A 21,673-nucleotide genomic window follows, 5' to 3' on the forward strand; every position below is an offset into this window, starting at 1 on the left:
TCCATTCCAGAAACTAGGCTTGTCAGAACAATCAATTTCGTCTAGCATCTTTTCATTCAAGGTCAGCCAGCGCCAGCGTGAGCCTGCCTGTCGACTCATCCATTCTGGGAGCTTTCCGGGTGCAAGATTTGCCTTCGATACGCTCAAGAATTTCATGGCTGGTGCTTGCCTGGGTCATTCCGACGGCCCTCGTGTTTCTCCTGCTCGTGGCGCAAAGCTACACGCGCGAACGCGACCATGTCGTCAGCGAAACGGCGCAGGCGGCGCGGGCCGTCACGGCCGCCGTCGAACGCGACTTGAGCGGCGCGCAGATGGCCGCGCGCATCCTGGCCGCTTCGCCAGCCCTGCAAGCCGACGACATCGGCGCCCTGCGTGCCTTGGCCGGCAGCCTGCTGCAGCCGGGCCTGGCCGTCAGCGCCTTCATCGTCTCCGACACCAAGGGACGCCAGCTGGTCAATACAGCCCTGCCAGCCGGTCAGGCACCGCCTCCCTTGCCGCAGAAATGGGCCGCCAGCATGGAGCGCACGCGCGACTCCGGCAAGCCCCGGCTGACCAGTTTGCTGATGGCGCCGGACGAGGTGCCGCGTCTGGCCCTGAACCTGCCCTTGCCGCGTGACAAGGGGCCCGCCTATGTGCTGACGGCCCTATACCCGCCCGACTACCTGCCCTTGCTGCTGCGCGAGCTGCACCTGCCCGCCTACTTGGGCGCGGCGATCGTCAATGCCGACGGCATCAACGTGGCGCGCACCCTGGCGCCGCAGCGCTATGTGGGCCGGCGCAGCTCGGCGTCCCTGCTCGAGCAGATACGCCAGGCGCGCGAAGGCGTGCTGCGCCATACCACCCTGGAAGGCCTCGACGTGTATACGGGCTTTCGCCGCGCGCCCGACGACGCCTGGACGGTGGCCGTTACCATGCGCACCAGCACGGTGGCCGAAGCCCTGCTGGGTTCCGTGGTCACTGGTTCCCTCATCCTGGCCCTGCTGCTCGGTGCCGGCTTTGCCCTGGCCTGGCGCGTGGGCGGCCGCCTGGCCCGCACCCTGCAGGAACTGACACAGCAGATCCACGCGCTGGCGCAGGGCAAGCCCCTGCTCTCGAACCGCCATGCGGACCGCGAATCGGCCGACATGGCAGGCGCCCTGGGCGCGCTGGAACGCGACTTGCGGCGCCACCGCACGCAGCTCGAAAGCCTGGTGGCCGAACGCACGCTGGCCCTGGAAAAATCCACGCGCCTGCTGGAAACCGTGTACGCGACGGCGCCCATCGGCATGCTGTTCGTGGACCTGGACTTGCGCATCGTCATGATCAACCACTACCTGGCCGCCATCAGCGGGGCCAGCGTGGCGCAGCATCTGGGCCAGCCCGTGGGCGCCATGCAGTTCGACGACGCCGTGCGCGTGCAGGTCGAACGCTGCGTGCGCCAGGTGCTGGATACGGGAACGCCCATCGTCGACCTCGAATTACAAGGCCATGGCGGGCGGCAGCGCGAGCATCCGAGTCACTGGATCGTCTCGTTTCACCCGATCTTCGGCCCCGAGCAGCAATTGCTGGGCGTGTCGGGGCTGTGGCTGGACATCAGCGAGCGCAAGCGCAGCGAAGCGGAGTTTCGCCGTTCGAAACACCTGTTCGGCACCATCATCGAAAACATCCCGGCCATGGTCTTCGTCAAGCGCGCCGACAAGCTGAGCTTTGAAATGATCAACCGCCACGCGGAACTGACCCTGGGACGCTCGCGCGAGCAATTGCTGGGCAAGACTGACCACGATTTCTTCCCGCCGCAGCAGGCGTCCGCCTTCGTCAGCGCCGACCGCAAGCTGCTGGCCACGGGGCAGATGGTGGAAATCGAACAGGAAGCGATCAACACGGCCGACGGCACGACGCGCCACTTCACCACGCGCAAAGTGGTGTTGCGCGACGATGCGGGGCGCGCCAGCCATGTGCTGGGGGTATCGATCGACATCACGGAACGCAAGCGCGCCACCGAGGTGCTGCACGCCACCACCCTGCGCCTGGAACAGAGCGAGCGCTTCATCCGCACCGTCACGGACAACCTGCCCGGCATGGTGTCGTACTGGGGCGCCGATCTGCGCTGCCGCTTCGCCAATAATTTCTACAATGAATGGTTTGGCCGCAGCAGCGCCGAGATGGCCGGCATCCACATGAGCGAATTGCTGGGGCAGGAACTGTTCGACGTGTACGCGCCCCACGTCGAGGGCGTGCTGGCGGGCCGGCCGCAAAGCTTCGAGCGCGACCTGCTCGATCCGACGGGCCAGGTGTGCCACACGTGGACCAATTACATTCCCGACCTCGACGACGGCGGCGGCGTGCGCGGCTTCTTCGTGCTGGCCTCGGACGTGTCCGAACTCAAGCGCACGGAATTGCGCCTGCACGAACTCAACGAGCAAATGGTGCGCGCGCGCGACAAGGCCGAGGCGGCCAGCACGGCGAAGAGCGAATTCGTAGCCAACATGAGCCATGAAATCCGCACGCCGATGAACGCCATCATCGGCCTGGCGCGCCTGCTGGAAGAGTCGCCGCTGGAACGGCGCGAGCGCAGCTATGTCGGCAAGATCCAGATGGCCACGCAGTCGCTGCTCCATATCGTCAACGACGTGCTCGATTTTTCCAAGATCGAGGCGGGACAAATGGTGCTGGAACAGCGCCGCTTCCAGCTCGAACGCATGCTGGGCAGCGTCGGCGTGCTGCTGGCCAGCAGCGCCTGGGCGCGCGGCGTGGAGCCCGTGTTCGTGCTCGACCCGCGCGTGCCCGACGAACTGATCGGCGACGCCCTGCGCGTGGAACAGATCCTCATCAACCTGATGGGCAACGCCGTCAAGTTCACCTCGCATGGCGAAGTGGTGCTGGCCATCGCCATGGTGGCCGAGGATGCGGCCAGCGCCACCCTCGAGTTTTCCGTGCGCGACACGGGCATCGGCATCGGCGCGGCCGAGCAGGAACACATCTTCGACGCGTTTTCCCAGGGCGACAGCGGCACCAGCCGCAAATACGGCGGCACGGGGCTGGGGCTGGCCATCTGCCGGCGCATGGTGGAATTGATGGGCGGCCAGCTCAGCGTGAAAAGCACGCTGGGCCAGGGTTCCGACTTCCGCTTCCGCTGCCGCTTCGACAAGGTGGCGCCGCCGCCCGAGCCGCACGGCAAGGGCGCGTCCAGGGCGCTGTCGCTGCTGATCATCGACGACAACGCCAGCGTGCGCGCCATGCTGGAAGACTGGTGCGCGGCGCAGGGCTGGCGCAGCCGCAGCGCCGACAGCGGCGCGGCCGGCCTGGCCCTGCTGCGCGCTCAGGCCAGCGGCGAAGCGGCGGCCGATCTTGTGCTGCTCGACGCGGCCATGCCGGGCATGGATGGCATTTCCATGCTCACCGAGGCGCGCACCGACGAACACCTGGCGCTGCCGCCCGTGATCATGCTGGTGGCCGACCAGGACAGCGAAAACCTCGAACGGCTGGCCGACAGCCTGATGCTGGCCGGCATCGTCTCGAAACCGGCGACGCCAGCGCGCCTGCTGGCGGCCGTCACCGCCGTGCGGGATGGACGCAATGCCCGCAGCGCGCCATCCATGCTGCCCGTGTCCTCGCCCCTGTCGGGCTTGCTGGAAGGCATGCGCGTGCTGCTGGTGGAAGACAATGAAATCAACCAGGAAGTGGCGCAGTACATCCTGCTGCACTCGGGCGCGCGCGTAGCCGTGGCCACCAACGGCAGGCTGGCCGTCGACATGCTGGCGCACAGCCCGCAAGCGTGGGACGTGGTGCTGATGGATTTGCAGATGCCCGTCATGAACGGCTACGACGCCACCCTGGCCATCCGCGCGCTGGGCTTGCCGGACTTGCCCATCGTCGCCATGACGGCCAATGCCATGGACGAAGACCGCCTGCGCGCCATTGCCAGCGGCATGAATGCGCACGTGGCCAAGCCCATCGATGTCGACGACATGATCGAGACCCTGACGCGGCTGGTGCCGGCGCACCAGGCTGGCGGCAGCAGCGCCGCGCAGCCAGGCGGCGCCGCCACGGAGGTGCTGGAAATGCCGGCCTCGATACCCGGCATCGACCTGGCGGCCGCCCTGCACCGCTTCGGCGGCGACTATGGCGCCTTCCTGGCGCTGCTCAAGCGCTTCGAAAATTCGCAAGGCGACGCCGTCGAGGAAGCACGGCGCCTGCTGGCCGCCGGCCAGACGCCGCAGGCGGCGCAGCTGCTGCACCGCGTGTGCGGCGTGGCGGCCAACTTGGGCGCCGCCCATGTCGCCAGCCTGGCCGCCGAGACGGAAAAAGCGCTGAAGACAGGGCAATCGCACACCACGGCCGCCTTGCTGGAACAGCTGGAACGGGCGATGGCCGAAGTCATCGATGCGGCGCGCACCCTGCCCTCGCCCCTGCGGCGCGGGCAGCCGGCACAGGCCGCGTCCGGCAGCGCAGCGGTCGACCTGCACGCCGGCCTGGCCGAGCTGCTGGTCTTGATCCGCAACAATAACCTGAAGGCGCTGGCCCAGTTCCACGTCCTGCACCCCGCCCTACAACAATCAGACCGGGAAGCGGCCCTGGCGCTGGCCAACGCGATCGAGACCCTGAATTTTTCCGCCGCGGAAAAACTCGTGCTCGATCAGCTGAAACGAGAGGAAAACAAGTGAGCTGGACCAACCTTGCCATGAACGGGCGCATCCTCATCGTCGATGACGCCATGGAAAACATCCAGATCCTGCACCAGCTGCTGCGCGAGGAACACGACGTGCTGTTCGCCCTGAGCGGCGGGAAGGCGCTGGAAATTGCGCACAATCAACTACCTGACCTGATCCTGCTCGACGCCGTCATGCCCGGCATGGATGGCTATGCCGTCTGCAATGCGCTGCGCGAGTCGGCCATCCTCAGCGCCATTCCCGTCATCTTCGTCACGGCCCTGAACCAGCCCGAAGACGAAACGCGGGCGCTGGAAGCGGGCGCCGTCGATTTCATCACGAAACCGTTCAACGCGGCCGTCGTGCGCGCCCGCGTGCGCAGCCAGCTGACCATCAAGCGGCAGGCCGATGCCATGCGCGAACTGTCGCTGACGGATTCGCTGACGGGCGTGGCCAACCGGCGCAGCTTCAACGACACGATGGACAGCGAATGGCGGCGCTGCGCGCGCGACGGCGTGCCGATGGCCCTCATCATGGCCGATATCGACCACTTCAAGGATTACAACGACACGTATGGCCACCAGGCGGGCGACCTGTGCCTGCAACAGGTGAGCGCCGCCCTGCGCCGCTGCGCCGTGCGCCCGCCCGACCTGCTGGCGCGCTACGGCGGCGAGGAATTCATCATCCTGCTGCCGCAGGAAACGCGCGACGGCGCAGAGGTGGTAGCCCAGCGCATCCTCGACGAAGTGCGCGCGCTGCAGATTCCCCACGCCAAATCGAGCGTCGGCCCGCACGTCACCGTCAGCCTGGGCATGGCCAGCGTCATGCCCACGGAAGGCATGGACCCGAGCGCCCTGATCCGCGCCGCCGACGCCCTGCTGTACCGCGCCAAGCATACGGGGCGGGACAGGTATTGCGCGTCGGAGGGGGAGTGAAGAGGAGGCGCGCGCCTGCTGCATGCCTGCCTGCCTGCGTCGGCTTACGCCCTGCGGGCTAAGCCGACCTACGCCGACCTACGCCAACCTACTCAGACCTACGCGGCGAGCCAGGCTTATCGCTCAGGGATAGCAGCGCATCAGGAACTCCGCCACGCACACGGGTTTCGTGTCGCCTTCGCGCTCCATGGTGACGGCCCAGTTCACTTGCGCCCCTTCCGGCAAGTCGTCGACGGACAGGATGTCGAGCCGCGCGCGCAGGCGGCTGCCGACGGGCACGGGTGCGGGAAAGCGCACCTTGTTTAAACCGTAGTTGATGGCCATGCGGATGCCGGCCATGTGCAATGCGCCCTGCAACATGGCGGGCAGCAGGGATAACGTCAAAAAGCCGTGCGCCACGGTGCAGCCATAGGGCGACTCGCGCGCGCAGCGCTCCGTATCGACGTGGATCCACTGATGGTCGTCCGTGGCGTCGGCAAAGGTGTCGATGCGCTGCTGGGTGATGGTCAGCCAGTCGGAAACGGCCACGTGCTGCCCCGCCAGCGCTTGAAAACCGGCGATGCCGGCGATATCACGCATGCTGCGCTCCGGCAGGACGGCGGCCGAACATGCCCATGCCTTCCACCGTTGTCACCACGTCGCCATGCTGGTTGCGCACGCTCCACACGGAAATGACGATGCCGCGGTCCGGTTTCGACGTGGACGGGCGCACTTCCTTGACCTGGTAGGTCAGCTGCAAGGTGTCGCCCGCGCGCACGGGTTTGAGCCAGCGGATGCTGTCCAGGCCGGGCGAGCCCATGCTGGACGAATGCTTGAGCAGATTGTCCACCACCAGGCGCATCATCATGCCGCACGTATGCCAGCCGCTGGCGATGACGCCCTTGAAGATGGTCTTTTCGGCGGCGTCATGGTCGACGTGAAATGGCTGCGGATCGAAATCCGTGGCGAAGGCGATGATTTCCTTTTCCGTCACATGGCGCTGGCCCAGGTCGATTTCCAGGCCTTGCGTAAAGTCTTCGAAATACCAGTGTTTCGGGGTGATGGCAGGCGATGCGGTCATGCGGTCTCCGTCGGCAAGAAGCCCGGCTGGGCGATAAAGCGCTCGATATGGTGCTCCACGTCGCCCAGGGTCAGGGCAATCATGGAGAGGCGCTTGAAATGGTGGGCGGCGGGCAATTCGTCCGTGACGCCCATGCCGCCATGCAATTGCACGGCTTGCTGGCCGACAAAGGTGGCGGCCAGTCCCACCCGCGCCTTGGCGGCGGACACCGAGCGGCGGCGTTCAACCGCATCGTCGCTGTCGGCCTTGGCGGCAGCCAGCATGGCCATCGAACGCGCCTGCTCCAGGTGGATGAACATGTCGGCCATGCGGTGCTGCAAGGCCTGGAACTTGCCGATCGGCGCGCCGAACTGCTGGCGCGTCTTCAGGTACTCGAGGGTGGCGGCAAAGATGGCGTCCATGGCGCCCACGGCTTCCGCGCACAGCAAGGCGGCACCGTAATCCACTGCCGCGTCGAGCACGGGCCAGCCCTGCCCCGTTTGGCCGATCAGGGCCTCATGCCCCAGCACCACTTGCACGAGGGTGACGGTAGCGGCGCGCTGGCCATCGATGGTGCGGTAGTCGCGCACGCTGACACCGGGCGCGTCGGCGGGCACGAGGAACAGCGAGATGCCATCCGTATCGCTCTGGCCGCCGCTGCTGCGCGCCGAGACGATCAAGGCGCCCGCCTGGGCGCCGTGGATGACGACGGTTTTCTCGCCGTCGAGCACGAAGCCGTCGCCGCTGGCCTTGGCCGTGGTGGCGATAGCGTGCATGTCGTGGCGCGACTGGCGCTCGCCCAGCGCACACGCGAGTTTGAGGCTGCCGCTGGCGACCTGTTCCAGCATAGCATCGTGGCCGCCCGCCAGGCTCAAGAAGCGCGCGCCCAGCACGGTGGCCAGATAGGGCTCGACCACCAGGCCGCGGCCCAGTTCCTGCATCACCAGCAGCATGTCGACGGCCGTGCCGTCGAAGCCGCCCGCGCCGGCCGGCAGCGGCAAGGCCGTCATGCCCAGTTCGGCCAGGGTGGCCCAGGCAAGGTCGGACGTACCCGTGGCAGAGTGGACGATCTGTTTGCGCGTTTCAAACGGGTAATCTTTGTCGACCCAGCGCCTGAGCGCGTCGGCGAATTGCTGCTGTTCCTGATTAAATTGGAAGTCCATGTCGTCTCCTTCTGGCTTACAGGCCCAGGATCATCTGCGTGATGATGTTTTTCTGGATTTCATTCGAGCCGCCATAGATCGATGTCTTGCGGTAATTGAAGTAATACGCGGCCAGCGGCGCGGCTAGGTCGTCGCCGCCAGCCCCGTGCGGCGCGCTGCCGTCAAGAAAATCCGGGTCGAAAGGCAAGGCTTGCGGACCGATGGCTTCAAGCATCAGTTCCGTCAGCTGCTGCTGCAGTTCCGAACCACGCACCTTCAGCATCGACGCCTGCGGTCCCGGTCCCTTGCCTTCGTCGCTGATGACGCGCAAGACCGTCATTTCCAGCGCCATCAATTCGATTTCCAGATGGGCCACCTTGGCGGCAAAAGCGGGATCGTGCAGCAGCGGCGCGCCGCGCTTGTTCTGCTGCATGGCCAGCTGCTTGAGGAAAGTCAGCTCGCGCTTGGAGCGGCCGACGGCGGCGATGCCCGTGCGCTCATGGCCCAACAGGTATTTGGCGTACGTCCAGCCCTTGTTTTCCTGGTCAACCAGATTGCTGACCGGTACGCGCACATTGTCGAAGAAGACTTCGTTCACTTCATGTTCTTCATCGAGCATGATGATGGGGCGCACGGTAATGCCCGGCGTTTTCATGTCGATCAGCAAGAAGCTGATGCCTTCCTGCTTGCGCACCGTGCTGTCCGTGCGCACCAGGCAAAAGATCATGTCCGCGTGCTGGCCCAGGGTCGTCCAGGTTTTCTGGCCATTGACGATGTAATGGTCGCCGTCGCGCTCGGCCGTAGTTTTCAGCGAGGCTAGGTCGGAACCGGCGCCCGGCTCGGAATAGCCCTGGCACCACCAGTCGTCGCAGTTCAAAATGCGCGGCAAGTAGTGTGCTTTTTGTTCGGCGCTGGCGAAAGCCATGATGACGGGCGCCACCATGTTGACGCCGAATGGCAGGATCGGCGGCGTGGCGGCGCGCGCGCACTCGTCTTCCCAGATGTGGCGCTGCACGGACGTCCAGCCCGTGCCGCCATATTCGACGGGCCAGGCCGGCGCGGCCCAGCCCTGCTGCGCGACAATCTTGTGCCAGCGCACGTAATCGTCGCGGTTCAAGCGCAAATGCTGGCGCACCTTGCGCTGCAAATCCGCCGGCAAATGGGTGTCGAGGAAGGCGCGCACCGTGTCGCGGAAGGCCATCTCCTCGGCCGTGTAATGCAAGTCCATGTCTGTCTCCTTGTTCTTGTCGGTTGCCGTGATAACTGCACGCAAGGAAGCTCAGCGCACAAAAAAGCACGACCGTTCTCAAGGATTGTACAACAGATTGCGAGCGGCGCCAGGCCTTTTACAATGGCTGGCGCGGCAAGGCAAGCGGGTGGAATCGGCTGGCTGCCGTGGCGCCGCGTCTATGTGTGCGACAGGATATTGATGAGCTTGCCGAAAGGGTCGCGCACGAAAAAACGCCGGACACCCCAAGGTTCATCGGCAGGGCCATATTCAATAGGAAACCCTGCTCCGGACATGCGTTCGAAGGCGGTATCCACGTCATCGACTTCAATGGAAAGGTCAGGCACGGCAGTGTTCGAGCCGCCTTCCGTCGCAAAGCTCACTTGAACGCTCATCTCGGCTTGCGAACCATACGTCATGATCCAGCCATGGTCCATCAACAGGCTCAGGCCCAGCACGTCCTCGTAAAACGTCCGCGCCAGGCCCGGATCCGACGCCGGGAAATTTGCAACGATACGCGTGACTTGCATAGTTTTCCTCCGTATCAATATAAGCTTCGACGCTATTCCCCCACCCTGCTCAATATCGTCATCGACTTCTGCAGGCATGTCCGCTACTGGCGAGATTAGCACTTTTCGCGACTACCTTTTCAGCAAAAGCCCGCGTAACAGCAATTCCAATGCCGCCACTGCTTTTACCAAGCGCGCATTGCCTTCATCGCCGTCGGCGATCCAGAACGCCGCTTCGGCCAGGCTGCCGTAGATCAGCGAAGCCAGTGCCTGCGGGCAAGCGTCGGCCACGATGCCTTGCTGAATCAGCTGCTGGATAAGCGCTTGCATCGACTCGAGGCAATGGCGCTGCGAGTCCGGGGAAGCGCCGCCCAGGACCGCCCTTGCATCGCGCAAGACGATGCGCTGAATTTCCGGTTCCAGGGCCATCTCCAGATAGGCACGGCAACGATGGCGAAAGCCTTCCCACAAGTCTGCGGCGCTGTCGGAGATGGTCTGCAGGCGGCCATTCATTTCCGCATCGATCTGCTCCACCACCGCCAGCAGCAAACCCTTCTTGTCGCCGAAGTGATGATACAGCGCACCACGCGTCAGCCCTGCCTGCGCGGTGAGGTCGTCCATGGAAGTGTCGGCATAACCGCGCTCGCTGAACACTTTGCGGGCGGTGGCCAGCAGTGAAGCGCGGGTTTCTTCCATTTCCACACGGGTGCGGCGAACCATTGCTTTCTCCTTACATACGTAGCGTATGATTGTTTACATTCACTGCGTATGTATATATACTTTATTCATACGCGATGTATGTATTATCGCTGCGGCGTGTTTCCATTGCAAGCGGGCCCCACCCGTTTATCGCCTGATCACATAAGGATATGCACCATGAGTACGTCTTCCTGCGCTGCCGCAGAAACTTCTGCCCGCCACCCGTGGCTGGCGGTCACCGCTGTCGGCATGGCCACTTTTTCCGTCGTGACGACGGAAATGCTGCCGGTCGGCCTGCTGACGCCGATTGCCGACACCCTGGGCACCTCCACGGGAACGGCCGGCCTGATGATCTCGCTGCCCGCATTGCTGGCGGCCTTGTTCGCGCCGCTGGTCGTGCTCGCATCGGGACGCCTGGACAGGCGCAAGATACTCTGCGGTTTGCTGACGCTATTAGTGATCGCGAACATTGCCTCGGCCCTGGCGCAGAACATGGCGTGGATGCTGGCGGCCCGTGTTCTCGTCGGTTTCTGCATGGGCGGCATCTGGGCCATCGCCGGCGGCCTCGCTTCCCGCCTGGTTCCTGACCGCTCAGTTGGCCTGGCAACGTCGGTCATCTTCGGCGGCGTGGCGGCCGCTTCCGTACTGGGCGTGCCGCTAGGCGCACACATCGGCGACCTTGCAGGATGGCGCTGGGCTTTCGGCGTCATGGCGCTGTTCAGCGGCTTGGTACTGGCGCTGCACCTGGCCGTCATTCCCGCCCTGCCCGCTGCCGCGTCGACGACCTTGCGCCAATTCGGCCAACAGCTGCGCAACAGGCGGTTGCAAGCGGGGCTGCTTCTGACCCTGCTGCTGGTGAGCAGCCATTTCATGGCCTTTACCTTCGTGCGCCCGCTACTGCTGTCCGTGTCGGGGTTCGATGCGCAATGGCTGGGCGCACTGCTGTTTGCCTATGGCTTCACGGGCATCATTGGAAACTTCCTGGCCGGTGTCGTCGCGGCGCGGCGCACGGCGACCACCATCATCGCCATCTCGGGCGGCCTGCTGCTCACGCCACTGCTGTTCCTGGCTGCCGGCGACTCCGGCATCGGCGGCGGCGTGGTGTTGCTGGCCTGGGGACTGGCCTACGGCGGCGTATCGGTCGGCCTGATGACCTTGATGATGAAGGCGGCGCCCGGGGCCGTGGAGATCGTCGCCGCGCTGTACGTGGGAGTCTTCAATATCGGCATTGCGCTCGGGGCGTGGACCGGTGGCCAAGCCGTCGACAGGCTGGGCCTCTCCGCCAACCTGTGGCTTGCCGCAGGCTTTGCCGCTGCCGCCTTGCTGCTGTCGTTTGGCATCAGCGTTGCTGGAACCAATAAACGGCCTGGCGCAGCGAGGGATTGATGGTAGCCGCCATCAGCCATACAAGTGCAGCAACACCTGCACGGCGACGATCTTGACGATGGTCATGCTGGGGAAAATCATCGCATAGCCGAGGTTCGGCCGGTCCGACTTGGCCAGGCGGTTGGCGAACACGAGCACGGCCGGGTTGCCGGTGGCGCCAGCCGCGATGCCCAGCAGTTCAGGGAATGGCAGGCGCAGGAAGACCTTGCCAAGGATCACGACAAGCGCCACCACCACCAGCACCGTCACGGCACCGAGCGCCAGCATGGGCAAGCCGTCGGCGCCCACTTGCTGCACGAAGGGCAAGCCGGAGGCCATGCCGACGGAAGCGAGGAAAATCGTCAAGCCATAGTTGCGCATCACCAGGTTGGCCGACAGCGGCAAGCGCCAGCTGATCTTGCCGACTCGGCCCAGGCGCCCCAAAATCAGCGCCATCACCAGCGGCCCGCCGGCCAGGCCCAGGCTGAACGAGCCTATCCACGGCAACGGAATCGGCACCAACCCCAGCAGCACGCCCAGCACCATGCCCATGCCCAGCGAGACATAGCTGAACTCGGCCGTGGCCGTGATGGAGTTGCCGAACAGCTTGCGCACGTCGGCCGCATGTTTGGCCGGCGCGATGGCCATCACCCTGTCGCCAAATTCCAGGGTCAGGAAGGGGTGCGGCAAAATCATGGCGTCGCCGCGGCGGATGAAGGCGATCTGCAGGGGAAAGTCTTTTGCCAGGTTCAACTCGCCCAAGGGCACGCCGACGATTTCCGCGTCTGACACGAACACTTCCGTGCCGTCGAAATCGCTGCGGTCCTTCATCAGCCGACCCGGGTCCAAATGGCCCAGCGCCGTGCGCGCCGCTTCCACGCCCGCCACCGTGCCCGACACCATCAGCGCGTCGCCCACGCCAAGCACAAGACCAGGATCGGGCAAGCGGTTCTGGTGGCCCTGGCGCACGCCGATCACTTGCACGCCCGCCAAGGGGCCATCGGCCAGTTCGGACAGGGCCGCGCCCGCCAGTTTGGCTTCGTCGATGGTAATTTCGGACACGACGATGGGCGCCGGCGGCGGCGTCAGCACGGGTTTCAAGATGCGCCCGGCCAGGTACAGGCCCAGCATGGGGCCGACGACGCCGAACGGATACGCGACCGCATAGCCGACGGCCGCATCGCCATTGCCGTGCGACGCTTCCAGCGCCGCCTGCAAGGCGGCCGTGCTGGTCATGGCGCCGGCAAACACACCGCTGGCCATGCGCAGCGAGATATCGATCCACTGTCCGCCCCAGATCGACACGCCCAGGCCACCCATGACGGCGACGAAGGCGATCAGGTTATGTTTCTGCCCCGCGCCGCGCAAGCCGGCGAAAAACTGCACGCCGTACTGCACGCCAATGCCATACAGGAACAGCAGCAAGCCGATGGAGCCGACCATCGGCGGCGGCACGGAACCCGGAGCAAAGGCGCCCAGCGCCAGCCCCGCGAACAGCACACCGCCCACGCCCAGCGAAAAGCCGAACACGCTGATGCGCCCCAGCGCATAACCGGCGCCGATGACGAGAAACAGGGCGAGGATCGGCGTGGACTCCAGCGTGTGGCGAAATAATGGAAGCATCGAACAACCTTGGTCTGGGGAAGGCCCAGTTTAGCATGCACAAAAGCAACACGATGGCGATGATGGCAAGCAAGCGTGCGCAGCTTTATGCCATAAAAACAGGCAAAAAAAAGCCCGCTGCGGGAGCGGGCTGAATCTAATTCCTGTGAGGAAGTAGAGGAGACAGGTGCATGATGCCGCATCGCAGCATATCAAGCCAATTGCATGTTGTGATGATAGAAATACGATTCATCAATATCTGCGGCAAGCACGGTATCTCAAGCGCTGGCACGCGCGATCAGCTCGTAAGGCAGCGGCGCCAAGGCCGGTGGCGCGGCGCCCTCGTCCACTTCGCCCAGGCGCTGCAGGATCGCTTGCGCGGCCAGGCGGCCGATGTCATAGCGGGGCACGCGTATCGTCGTCAGCGCCGGCATGAGTTTTTCCGAGAACGGGAAGTCGCCGAAACCCGCCACCGCGCATTGCTCGGGAATACGGATGCCGAGGCGCGCCGCTTCATAGATGGCACCGGCCGCCATGTTGTCGTTGGCAAAAAACAGGGCATCGGGCCGCTCGGCACGCGCCATTTGCTCGCTGAACACTTGCCCGCCCGCATCGAGCGGCGCCGTCACCGACGCTTGCACGATGTCCGGACGCAAACCCAGCTGCCGCATGGTTTCCTCATACCCCTGGGCCCGCTTGCGCGCGCGGAAATCGCTGCCGATGCCGCTGTCGACGTAGACGATGCGCCGGTAGCCTTGCCCGTGCAAATACAAGGTCATGTCGCGCCCCGTGGCGATATGCGAAAAACCGATCTGCGGATACGGCCGCTCGGGGCGGATGTCCCACGTTTCAATGACGGGAATCTGCAAGCCCGCCAGCAAGGTTTCCGTGGCGGCGCTGTGATCGGCGCCCGTCAGCACGAGCGCGCGCGGCGACCAGCCGAGAAAGGCGCGCACCACCTTTTCTTCCGTCTCGATCGAGTAATCGTGGGTGGCCAGCAGCAACTGGTAATTGTGCTGCGACAAGGTGGTCGACAAGCCCTGGATGGTTTCCGCAAAGATGGAGTTCGACACGCTGGGCACGATGGCGCCCACGATGCGGCCCTGGGTCGAGGCCAGGCCGCCGGCCGCCTCGTTGCGGATATAGCCGAGCTGGTCGATGGCGCGCTTGATACGGTCACGCGTTTCCTGCGACACGCGGTCCGGTTCCTTGAAATAGCGCGACACGGAAATGGCCGAGGTCTGTGCCAATTTGGCCACATCGAACACGGTGCTGCGGCCGAGGCCGCGCCGCTTGCGTACTGGGTCGTTCATGGGTACTGCCTTCTCAAAAATCGGTAATCACCACGCATCATGCCATGGCCGGGCGCACGGGGATGCCGGCGTAACGCCGCTGCGCTACGGTTCACCGGCTGGGCCGCAGAAATTCCACCCTGGAACTTGGCGTCAATGAAATCATGCCGATAGTGTAAGGGCTTTGCGCCTGCACCCTGCATTAAATCTGTTGACAGCCCCTTGCGATTCAAATTATATTTCGCTGTACTTGCAATGTTAGCGCTAACAAAGGCGGCAAGCAAGACCCGAGACAGCAGCACTGGAACGCCATACGCAGCGCGCCAGGCAACCGAAAAGGACACACATTGAGCTCCGCTACTTCCCGCCGCACGCTGGAATCCCTGCGCAGCCAGCGCTGGCTGGCCCCAGACGACATGCGCTCGTTCGCCCACCGCCAGCGCCTGCAGCAGATGGGCTTGCGCCGCGAGGAATTCCTCGACCGCCCCGTCATCGCCATCATCAATACCTGGAGCGACCTGTCGCCGTGCCACTCGCACCTGCGCGAACGGGCCGAAGCCGTCAAGCGCGGCATCCTGCTGGCCGGCGGTTTCCCCGTCGAGCTGCCTGCCCTGTCCTTGGGCGAAGTGATGGTCAAGCCCACCACCATGATCTACCGCAACTTCCTCGCCATGGAAACGGAAGAACTGCTGCGCTCGCTGCCGATCGACGGCGCCGTGCTGCTCGGCGGCTGCGACAAGACGACGCCCGGCATGCTGATGGGCGCCATCAGCATGGATATCCCCGCCATCTTCTGCCCTGCCGGCCCCATGCTCAATGACCGCTACCGCGGCCAGAGCGTGGGCGCGGGCACGCACACCAAGAAATTCTGGGACGACTACGTGGCCGGCGACATCGCCAAGCCCGAGTGGATCAAGCTCGAAGCGAAGATGACGCGCTCGCCCGGCACCTGCAACACCATGGGCACGGCGTCCACCATGACGTCCATCGTCGAAGCGATGGGCTTTACCTTGCCCGGCGCCACCAGCATTCCCGCCATGGACGCCAATCACGTGCGCATGGCTTCGCAATGCGGCGAGCGCATCGTCGGCATGGTGTGGGAAGACTTGAAGCCGTCGCGCTTCTTCACCCGCGCCGCGCTGTCGAACGGCGTGGCCGCCTACATGGCGCTCGGCGGCTCGACCAATGCGGCCATCCACCTGGTCGCCATCGCCGGGCGCGCCGGCCTGGCCCTATCGCTCGATGAAATGGATGCGATGGCGCAAAAAGTACCGGTCATCGCCAATCTGTTCCCGTCCGGCGACAAGCTGATGGAAGATTTCTTCTATGCGGGCGGCATGCCGGCCCTGCTCAAGGAAATCGCGCAGCAGCTGGATTTGACGGCCTTGACGGTCACGGGCCGCAGCCTGGGCGAGAACATCGCCGACGCCGTCTGCCTCGACGACAGCGTGATCCGCAAGGTGTCGCAGCCGGTGGCCGACGGCGCGGCGCTGGCCGTGCTGCGCGGCAACCTGTGTCCTGGCGGCGCCGTCATCAAGCCGTCGGCCGCCAATCCGAAGTTCGCCAAACACCGGGGACGCGCCCTCGTGTTCGACTCGAACGCGGAGATGCTGGCGCAGATCCACGCGCCCGACCTGGACATCGATGAAAACACGGTCCTGATCCTGCGCAACGGCGGCCCCATCGGCGCGCCCGGCATGCCGGAATGGGGCAATCTGCCCGTGCCGAAAAAGCTGCTGCAGCAAGGCATTCGCGACATGGTGCGCATCTCCGACGCGCGCATGAGCGGCACCCACTACGGCACCTGCGTATTGCACGTGACACCCGAAGCGGCCGTCGGCGGCCCGCTGGCTTTGGTGCGCAACGGCGACATGATCGAACTCGACATCGCCGCACGCAGCCTGAACATGGACGTGACGGACGAGGAACTGGCGCGCCGCCGCGCCGAATGGCAGGTGCCGGCGCAAAAATATGCGCGCGGCTACACCAAGCTGTACATGGAGCACGTGACGCAGGCCGACCAGGGCTGCGACCTGGACTTTTTGCTGGGCAACGCCGCCACGCCCGAGCCGCCAATCTTCTGACGCCGCCGTCTTCCCTACACATATAGAGAGAGCACAAAGTAAATATGGATATCCTGGACAACCGCTTCCGCGCCTTGCTGGCGGACAAAGCAGTACCGCTGGGCAGCTGGCTGATGGCCGGCACGCCCGTGACGGCCGAAGCCATGGGCTGCGCCGGCTTCGACTGGCTGGTGCTGGACATGGAACACGTGCCCATCGACTACCAGGACGCCTACCAGATCCTGCAGGCAGTGGGCGGCACACCGGCCTGCCCCGTCGTGCGCCTGGCCTGGAACGACCTCGTGCAAATCAAGCGCGCGCTCGACATCGGCGCGCAAACCCTGATGTTCCCGTTCGTGGAAAACGCGGCAGAAGCCCGTAGCGCCGTGGCCGCCACCCGCTATCCCCAGCCGGGCCAGGCTATTGCCGGCACGCGTGGCTTTGCCGCCATGCACCGCGCCAGCCGCTATGGCACCGTACCCGACTACGCCACCCGCGCCAACGGCGCCGTCTTCTCGATTATCCAACTGGAAACGCCGGCCGCCCTGGCGCAACTGGAAGAGATCGCCGCCGTCGATGGCGTCGACGCCCTGTTCGTGGGACCCGGCGACCTGTCGGCAGCGATGGGCCATATTGGCAATATCGGCCACCCGGAAGTGCAGGCGGCGATTGCTGACGCGGCCCGCCGCGCCCGCGCCATTGGCAAACCCATCGGCATTGTCGGCCCCTCGCCGGAAATGGTGCACACTTTCATTAGTTACGGCTATGACTACGTGGCCATCGCCTCGGACATGGGCATGATGATGCGCCAGGCCAATGCCTTTATCACGGCCCTGAAACCGTCGCTGGCGAAAGCCCTCGACACGGGCGCCTACTAATCTATTTCTGTTGCAACGCACGCAGCGCGCTCAGACGCGTCATTCGCATCTTTTGGAGACAAGCATGTCAGGTGTAAAACTGGAAAAGGTCGTCAAGAAGTACGACAACGGCGTCGAAGTCATTCATGGCATCGACCTGGAAATCAAGCAAGGCGAATTCGTCGTCTTCGTGGGCCCTTCGGGTTGTGGAAAATCCACCCTGATGCGCATGGTCGCGGGGCTCGAGTCCATCACGGGCGGCACCATCTCCATCGAGGGACAGGTCGTCAACGACTTGCCGCCGCGCGAGCGCGACATCGCCATGGTGTTCCAGGACTATGCGCTGTATCCGCACAAGTCCGTGTTCGACAACCTGGGCTTTGGCTTGAAGCTGCGCAAGTTTCCGAAGGCGGAAATCGAACAGCGCGTGCGCGCCGCCGCCGCCATCCTGAAAATCGACCACTTGCTCGACCGCAAGCCGCGCGCCCTGTCCGGCGGCCAGCGCCAGCGCGTGGCCATGGGCCGCGCCATCGTGCGCCAGGCCAAGCTGTTCCTGTTCGATGAACCGCTGTCGAACCTGGACGCCCTGCTGCGCTCGGAAATGCGCACGGAAATCAAGAAGCTGCACCAGCGCATCGGCGCCACCACCATTTACGTCACGCATGACCAGGTCGAAGCGATGACCCTGGCCGAACGCATCGTCGTACTGTCCGGTGGCAACATCATGCAGGTCGGCACGCCGGACCAGATCTACAACGAACCCGTGTCGAAATTTGTCGCCGGCTTCACGGGTTCGCCGCCGATGAACTTCCTCGGCGCCAAGGTGGCACGCAATGGCGCCGGCCAGGCTGAAATCGTGCTGGGCGCGGCCCGCCTGGCCCTGCCGGCCGAACGTCAGGCTGCCTGCGGCAAGCTCGATGGCCGCGCCGTGGAATTCGGCATCCGCCCGGAAGACATCACCCTGGAAGCGGCCGGCAGCGCCAGCGCCGCCCTGGCCGCGACAGTCGTGGTGGTCGAACCGCTGGGCGCGGAAACCCTCGTCATCTTCCAGTGCGAAGGCGGCGAATTGACGGCACGCCTGCCGCCCACGTTTGCGCTGGCGCCAGGGCAGCAAGTCACGGTACAGCTGGACATGGAGAAATTCCATCTGTTCGATCCGCAGGGCGGCGCGGTTTTGCCATCCCGATAAGCCGCGCACAAGCGGCATACCCATTCCAAAAAACAGGAGACAAGCATCATGCGTATCAAATCCCTCGTCCTGGCGCTCGGCGCCACCTTCGTCCTCGCCACCAGCGTTCATGCGCAAACCGTCAAGGTCTTTGTCGGCGGCCAGGAGCGCCCCGAAGTCATGCGCGAACTGTTCGCCAAGTTCATGGCCGCCAATCCCGGCGTCAAGATCGACCTGGAAACGGGCGGCGCCACCTCCGAATTGCAGCAGAAATACCTGAACACCGTGCTGTCGGCCGGCGACACCACCCTGGACGTGTTCCTGATCGACATCATCCGCCCGGCCCAGTACGCGTCGGCCGGCTGGATCGAAAGCCTGGATAAATACCTGGGCGCCGACCGCGACAAGATCATGGGCCAGTACCTGCCCGCCTACAAGCAGGCGAATATGGTCGACAACAAGGTCGTGGCCCTGCCCGCCTTTGCCGACGCCATGTTCCTCTACTACCGCAAGGACTTGCTGGCCAAGTACAAGCTGGCGGCGCCGAAAACCTGGGATGAGCTGGCCACCGTGGCGCGCACCATCCAGGCCGGCGAAAAGAATCCGGAATTGCAAGGCATCAGCTTCCAGGGCAAGGCCATCGAAGGCGCCGTCTGCACCTTCCTGTTGCCGTACTGGAGCCAGGGTGGCGAACTGGTCACCAACGGCAAGCTGACCCTGGACAAGCCCAAGGCGGAAGCGGGCCTGGCCATGTGGCGCAAGCTGGTCGACCAGGGCGTGGCGAAAAAGAACATCGCCGAAGTGGCCACTGACGATACGCGCAAGGAATTCCAGGCCGGCAACGTCTTGTTTGCCGTCAACTGGGGCTATGCCTGGAATCACTTCCAGGATGGCGCCGACAGCAGCGTGAAGGATAAAGTCGGAGTCGTCAGCCTGCCGGCCATGGCGGGCGGCAAACCGGCCTCGTGCATCGGCGGCTGGCAGTGGGCCGTGTCTTCGTTCTCGAAGAACAAGGAAGCGTCGGCCAAGCTGGTGCGCTGGCTGTCGAGCCCGGAAGTGTCGAAGCAGCTGGCCATCAAGGCCTCCAACCTGCCCGTCTACCCATCCGTCTACCAGGACAAGGAAGTGCTGGCCGTCAATGGCTGGTTCGCCGATGCCCTGCCGGTCGTGCAAAGCGCCCGGTCGCGCCCCGTCACGCCCCGCTACAGCGAAGTGTCCGAAGCCGTGCGCGTCAATACAAATGCCGTGATGGCGGGCGTGAAGACGCCGGCGGCCGGCGTGGCCGAGATCGAAAACCGGGTCAAGCGCATCCTGCGCTAACCGCGCATGCGCCCGTGCCGCCACGGCGGCGGCCCGGGCGGCACACGCATACGCACACCGCAACAGACGAGGAAATCATGAGGCAACGCACCCTGAAAAGCCGCATCACGGACCCCAGCGAAACGACGCTGGCCTGGGTCCTGCTGACGCCGGCGATTCTGTTTTTACTGCTGATCGTGGCCTACCCGGTCAGCAAACTGATCTACAACAGCTTTTTCGACATCCGCCTGTCCGGCGGCAGCCTGCCCAGTTTCGTGGGCCTGGACAACTACAAGATGGCGCTGGAAGACAGCCTGTTCTGGAAGTCGCTGAAAAACACCGTCATCATCACCGTCGTCACCGTGCCGGGCGCGCTGGTGGCGGGCCTGGGCCTGGCCATGCTGGCCAACATGCCGTTCAAATACCGCTGGCCCGTGCGCCTGGCGCTGCTGCTGCCGTGGGCCTTGCCGCTGGCCTTCGTCGGCCTGATCTTCGCCTGGTTCTTCCACAGCGAATACGGCCTGGTGAACGACATCATCCGCCGCATCGACCTGCTGATCCCCGGCCTGGGCTGGGAACCGCAAATCTGGTTCAACTCGCCCGCGCTGACGATGGCCGCCATCTGCATCACGACCATCTGGAAAACCTCGTCGTTCATGGCCCTGATTTTGCTGGCCGGCCTGCAAACCATTCCCGCCTCGCTGTATGAAGCGGCCGAGGTGGACGGCGCCAGCAAGTGGAAGCAATTTACGGAAGTGACCCTGCCGCTCTTGGTGCCATCGATGCTGGTGGCGCTGATCTTCCGCACCTTGACGGCCATCCAGTCCTTCGATATTCCGTACAACATGCCTGGCCCTGGCGACGAAACCAAGACCCTGGCCATGTATATCCAGTCCAATACGGTCGACTACCTTGATGTGGGTTATGGCTCGACCCTGGCCGTGTTCATGTTCCTGCTGTCGATGGCCACCACGTTCGTATATCTGAAATATGTAAGAGGAGACAAAGAATGAGCGGCCTGTTTTCATCGAAGCGCCTGCGCTGGTTCGCCGCCGCGATCGTCATCCTCAACGGCGTCTTCCCCGCCCTGTGGATTTTGTTCACCTCACTGAAAACCGAGAGCGAACTGACGCAAAAGCCGATCACCTACTGGCCGCACGAACCGACCATCGGCAATTTCATCTCGGCCTTCCAGGACCAGCCGCTGCTGACGTTCCTGACCAACAGCCTGATCGTGGCCGGCCTGTCGACCCTGCTCAGCCTGTTCATCAGCGCGCTGGCCGCCTATGCGATCGCCCGCCTGCGCCTGCGCTTCCGCGGGTTGATCCTCACCGCCATCATCGGCGTGTCGATGTTCCCGCTGGTGACCCTGATGGTGCCGCTGTTCGAGATCATGCGCAGCCTGGGCTTGCTGAACTCCTACTGGGCGCTCGTGCTGCCGTACACGGTGCTGAACCTGCCGATTTGCACGCTGATGATGGTGAGCTTTTTCCAGGATATCCCGCGCGACATCGAGAACGCGGCCATGCTCGACGGCTGCACCCGCCTGAGCGCCCTGTGGCGCATCGTGCTGCCGCTGGCCGCGCCTGGCGTGGCGACGGCCGCCATCCTCGCGTTCGTCAATTCCTGGGACGAGTTCCTGCTGGCGCTGTCGATGAATTCGGCCGTGGCATACCGCACCCTGCCCGTCGGCATCCAGCTGTACCAGGGCGAGTTCGCCTTCCCGTGGCCGATCATTTCGGCGGCGCTGGTGGTGGCCATCGTGCCCATCGTCGTGCTGATCGTGATCTTCCAGGAAAAGGTCGTCAGCGGCCTGACCTCGGGCGGCTTGAAGGGCTGAGGCTGAA

18 protein-coding genes are annotated in these 21,673 nt (G+C 64.4%); 10 read left to right on the forward strand and 8 right to left on the reverse strand.

The window, feature by feature from the left end:
• The first annotated feature begins 161 nt into the window (after positions 1–161).
• Together OPV09_RS18710 and OPV09_RS18715 are read left to right on the forward strand one after the other, a co-directional pair.
• Positions 162–4,643, forward strand: coding sequence for a PAS domain-containing protein (locus tag OPV09_RS18710; protein ID WP_338679073.1), 4,482 nt, complete (start codon positions 162–164; stop codon positions 4,641–4,643).
• Positions 4,640–5,563 carry a diguanylate cyclase domain-containing protein gene (locus OPV09_RS18715; protein WP_338679074.1) on the forward strand — a complete coding sequence of 308 codons (924 nt, stop codon included), beginning with the start codon at positions 4,640–4,642 and terminating at the stop codon, positions 5,561–5,563. The genes OPV09_RS18710 and OPV09_RS18715 overlap by 4 nt, the downstream gene beginning before the upstream one ends.
• Positions 5,564–5,686: 123 nt before the next feature.
• Here OPV09_RS18715 and OPV09_RS18720 read toward each other — a convergent pair whose 3' ends face one another.
• The 6 genes from OPV09_RS18720 to OPV09_RS18745 all read right to left on the reverse strand — a co-directional run bounded on the left by OPV09_RS18720 (position 5,687) and on the right by OPV09_RS18745 (position 10,201).
• Positions 5,687–6,142 carry a MaoC family dehydratase gene (locus OPV09_RS18720; protein ID WP_034755282.1) on the reverse strand — a complete coding sequence of 152 codons (456 nt, stop codon included), beginning with the start codon at positions 6,140–6,142 and terminating at the stop codon, positions 5,687–5,689.
• Positions 6,135–6,623, reverse strand: coding sequence for a MaoC family dehydratase (locus OPV09_RS18725; protein ID WP_338679075.1), 489 nt, complete (start codon positions 6,621–6,623; stop codon positions 6,135–6,137). The genes OPV09_RS18720 and OPV09_RS18725 overlap by 8 nt, the downstream gene beginning before the upstream one ends.
• Complete coding sequence (locus OPV09_RS18730; protein WP_338679076.1) at positions 6,620–7,765, reverse strand: acyl-CoA dehydrogenase family protein; 1,146 nt, start codon at positions 7,763–7,765, stop codon at positions 6,620–6,622. The genes OPV09_RS18725 and OPV09_RS18730 overlap by 4 nt, the downstream gene beginning before the upstream one ends.
• A 16-nt stretch (positions 7,766–7,781) precedes the next feature.
• Positions 7,782–8,972 (reverse strand): acyl-CoA dehydrogenase family protein, encoded by a 1,191-nt coding sequence (locus tag OPV09_RS18735; RefSeq protein WP_338679077.1) that lies wholly within the window; start codon positions 8,970–8,972, stop codon positions 7,782–7,784.
• A gap of 179 nt (positions 8,973–9,151) precedes the next feature.
• Positions 9,152–9,502, reverse strand: coding sequence for a VOC family protein (locus OPV09_RS18740; RefSeq protein WP_338679078.1), 351 nt, complete (start codon positions 9,500–9,502; stop codon positions 9,152–9,154).
• A 111-nt stretch (positions 9,503–9,613) separates the two neighbouring features.
• A complete protein-coding gene (locus OPV09_RS18745) occupies positions 9,614–10,201 on the reverse strand; it encodes a helix-turn-helix domain-containing protein (protein WP_338679079.1) in 588 nt (195 codons plus the stop codon).
• Between the two features lie 156 nt (positions 10,202–10,357).
• Here OPV09_RS18745 and OPV09_RS18750 point away from each other — a divergent pair, with 156 nt between their 5' ends.
• Positions 10,358–11,566 carry an MFS transporter gene (locus tag OPV09_RS18750; protein WP_338679080.1) on the forward strand — a complete coding sequence of 403 codons (1,209 nt, stop codon included), beginning with the start codon at positions 10,358–10,360 and terminating at the stop codon, positions 11,564–11,566.
• 12 nt (positions 11,567–11,578) lie between these two features.
• On the opposite strand, the gene OPV09_RS18755 is transcribed toward OPV09_RS18750, so the two are convergent.
• Positions 11,579–13,168, reverse strand: a complete 1,590-nt coding sequence (locus OPV09_RS18755; protein ID WP_338679081.1) for an aspartate:alanine exchanger family transporter — start codon at positions 13,166–13,168, stop codon at positions 11,579–11,581.
• On the opposite strand from OPV09_RS18755, the gene OPV09_RS18760 reads away from it, so the two are divergent.
• Positions 13,159–13,302 (forward strand): hypothetical protein, encoded by a 144-nt coding sequence (locus OPV09_RS18760; RefSeq protein WP_175560450.1) that lies wholly within the window; start codon positions 13,159–13,161, stop codon positions 13,300–13,302. The two genes, OPV09_RS18755 and OPV09_RS18760, sit on opposite strands and share 10 nt — an antisense overlap.
• Positions 13,303–13,425: 123 nt before the next feature.
• Here OPV09_RS18760 and OPV09_RS18765 read toward each other — a convergent pair whose 3' ends face one another.
• Positions 13,426–14,460 (reverse strand): LacI family DNA-binding transcriptional regulator, encoded by a 1,035-nt coding sequence (locus OPV09_RS18765; protein ID WP_338679082.1) that lies wholly within the window; start codon positions 14,458–14,460, stop codon positions 13,426–13,428.
• A 395-nt stretch (positions 14,461–14,855) separates the two neighbouring features.
• On the opposite strand from OPV09_RS18765, the gene araD reads away from it, so the two are divergent.
• The 6 genes from araD (at position 14,856) to OPV09_RS18795 (ending at position 21,666) form a co-directional block, all read left to right on the forward strand.
• On the forward strand, positions 14,856–16,523 hold the full coding sequence (araD, locus tag OPV09_RS18770) for an L-arabinonate dehydratase (protein ID WP_374106898.1): 1,668 nt from the start codon (positions 14,856–14,858) through the stop codon (positions 16,521–16,523).
• Positions 16,524–16,567: 44 nt separating this feature from the next.
• The gene (locus tag OPV09_RS18775; RefSeq protein ID WP_338679083.1) at positions 16,568–17,380 is read left to right on the forward strand and encodes an HpcH/HpaI aldolase family protein; all 813 of its coding nucleotides are present in this window, start codon (positions 16,568–16,570) and stop codon (positions 17,378–17,380) included.
• A gap of 64 nt (positions 17,381–17,444) precedes the next feature.
• The gene (locus tag OPV09_RS18780; protein WP_338679084.1) at positions 17,445–18,548 is read left to right on the forward strand and encodes a sn-glycerol-3-phosphate ABC transporter ATP-binding protein UgpC; all 1,104 of its coding nucleotides are present in this window, start codon (positions 17,445–17,447) and stop codon (positions 18,546–18,548) included.
• Positions 18,549–18,596: 48 nt separating this feature from the next.
• Entirely contained in the window at positions 18,597–19,847 is a 1,251-nt protein-coding gene (locus OPV09_RS18785) for an ABC transporter substrate-binding protein (protein ID WP_338679085.1), read from the forward strand.
• 77 nt (positions 19,848–19,924) lie between these two features.
• Positions 19,925–20,839 carry a carbohydrate ABC transporter permease gene (locus OPV09_RS18790; protein ID WP_034755235.1) on the forward strand — a complete coding sequence of 305 codons (915 nt, stop codon included), beginning with the start codon at positions 19,925–19,927 and terminating at the stop codon, positions 20,837–20,839.
• Complete coding sequence (locus OPV09_RS18795; RefSeq protein ID WP_034755232.1) at positions 20,836–21,666, forward strand: carbohydrate ABC transporter permease; 831 nt, start codon at positions 20,836–20,838, stop codon at positions 21,664–21,666. Before OPV09_RS18790 ends, OPV09_RS18795 begins: the two co-directional genes overlap by 4 nt.
• The last annotated feature ends 7 nt before the right edge of the window (positions 21,667–21,673 follow it).

The organism is Janthinobacterium sp. TB1-E2 (assembly GCF_036885605.1).
Classification (GTDB): domain Bacteria; phylum Pseudomonadota; class Gammaproteobacteria; order Burkholderiales; family Burkholderiaceae_D; genus Janthinobacterium; species Janthinobacterium aestuarii.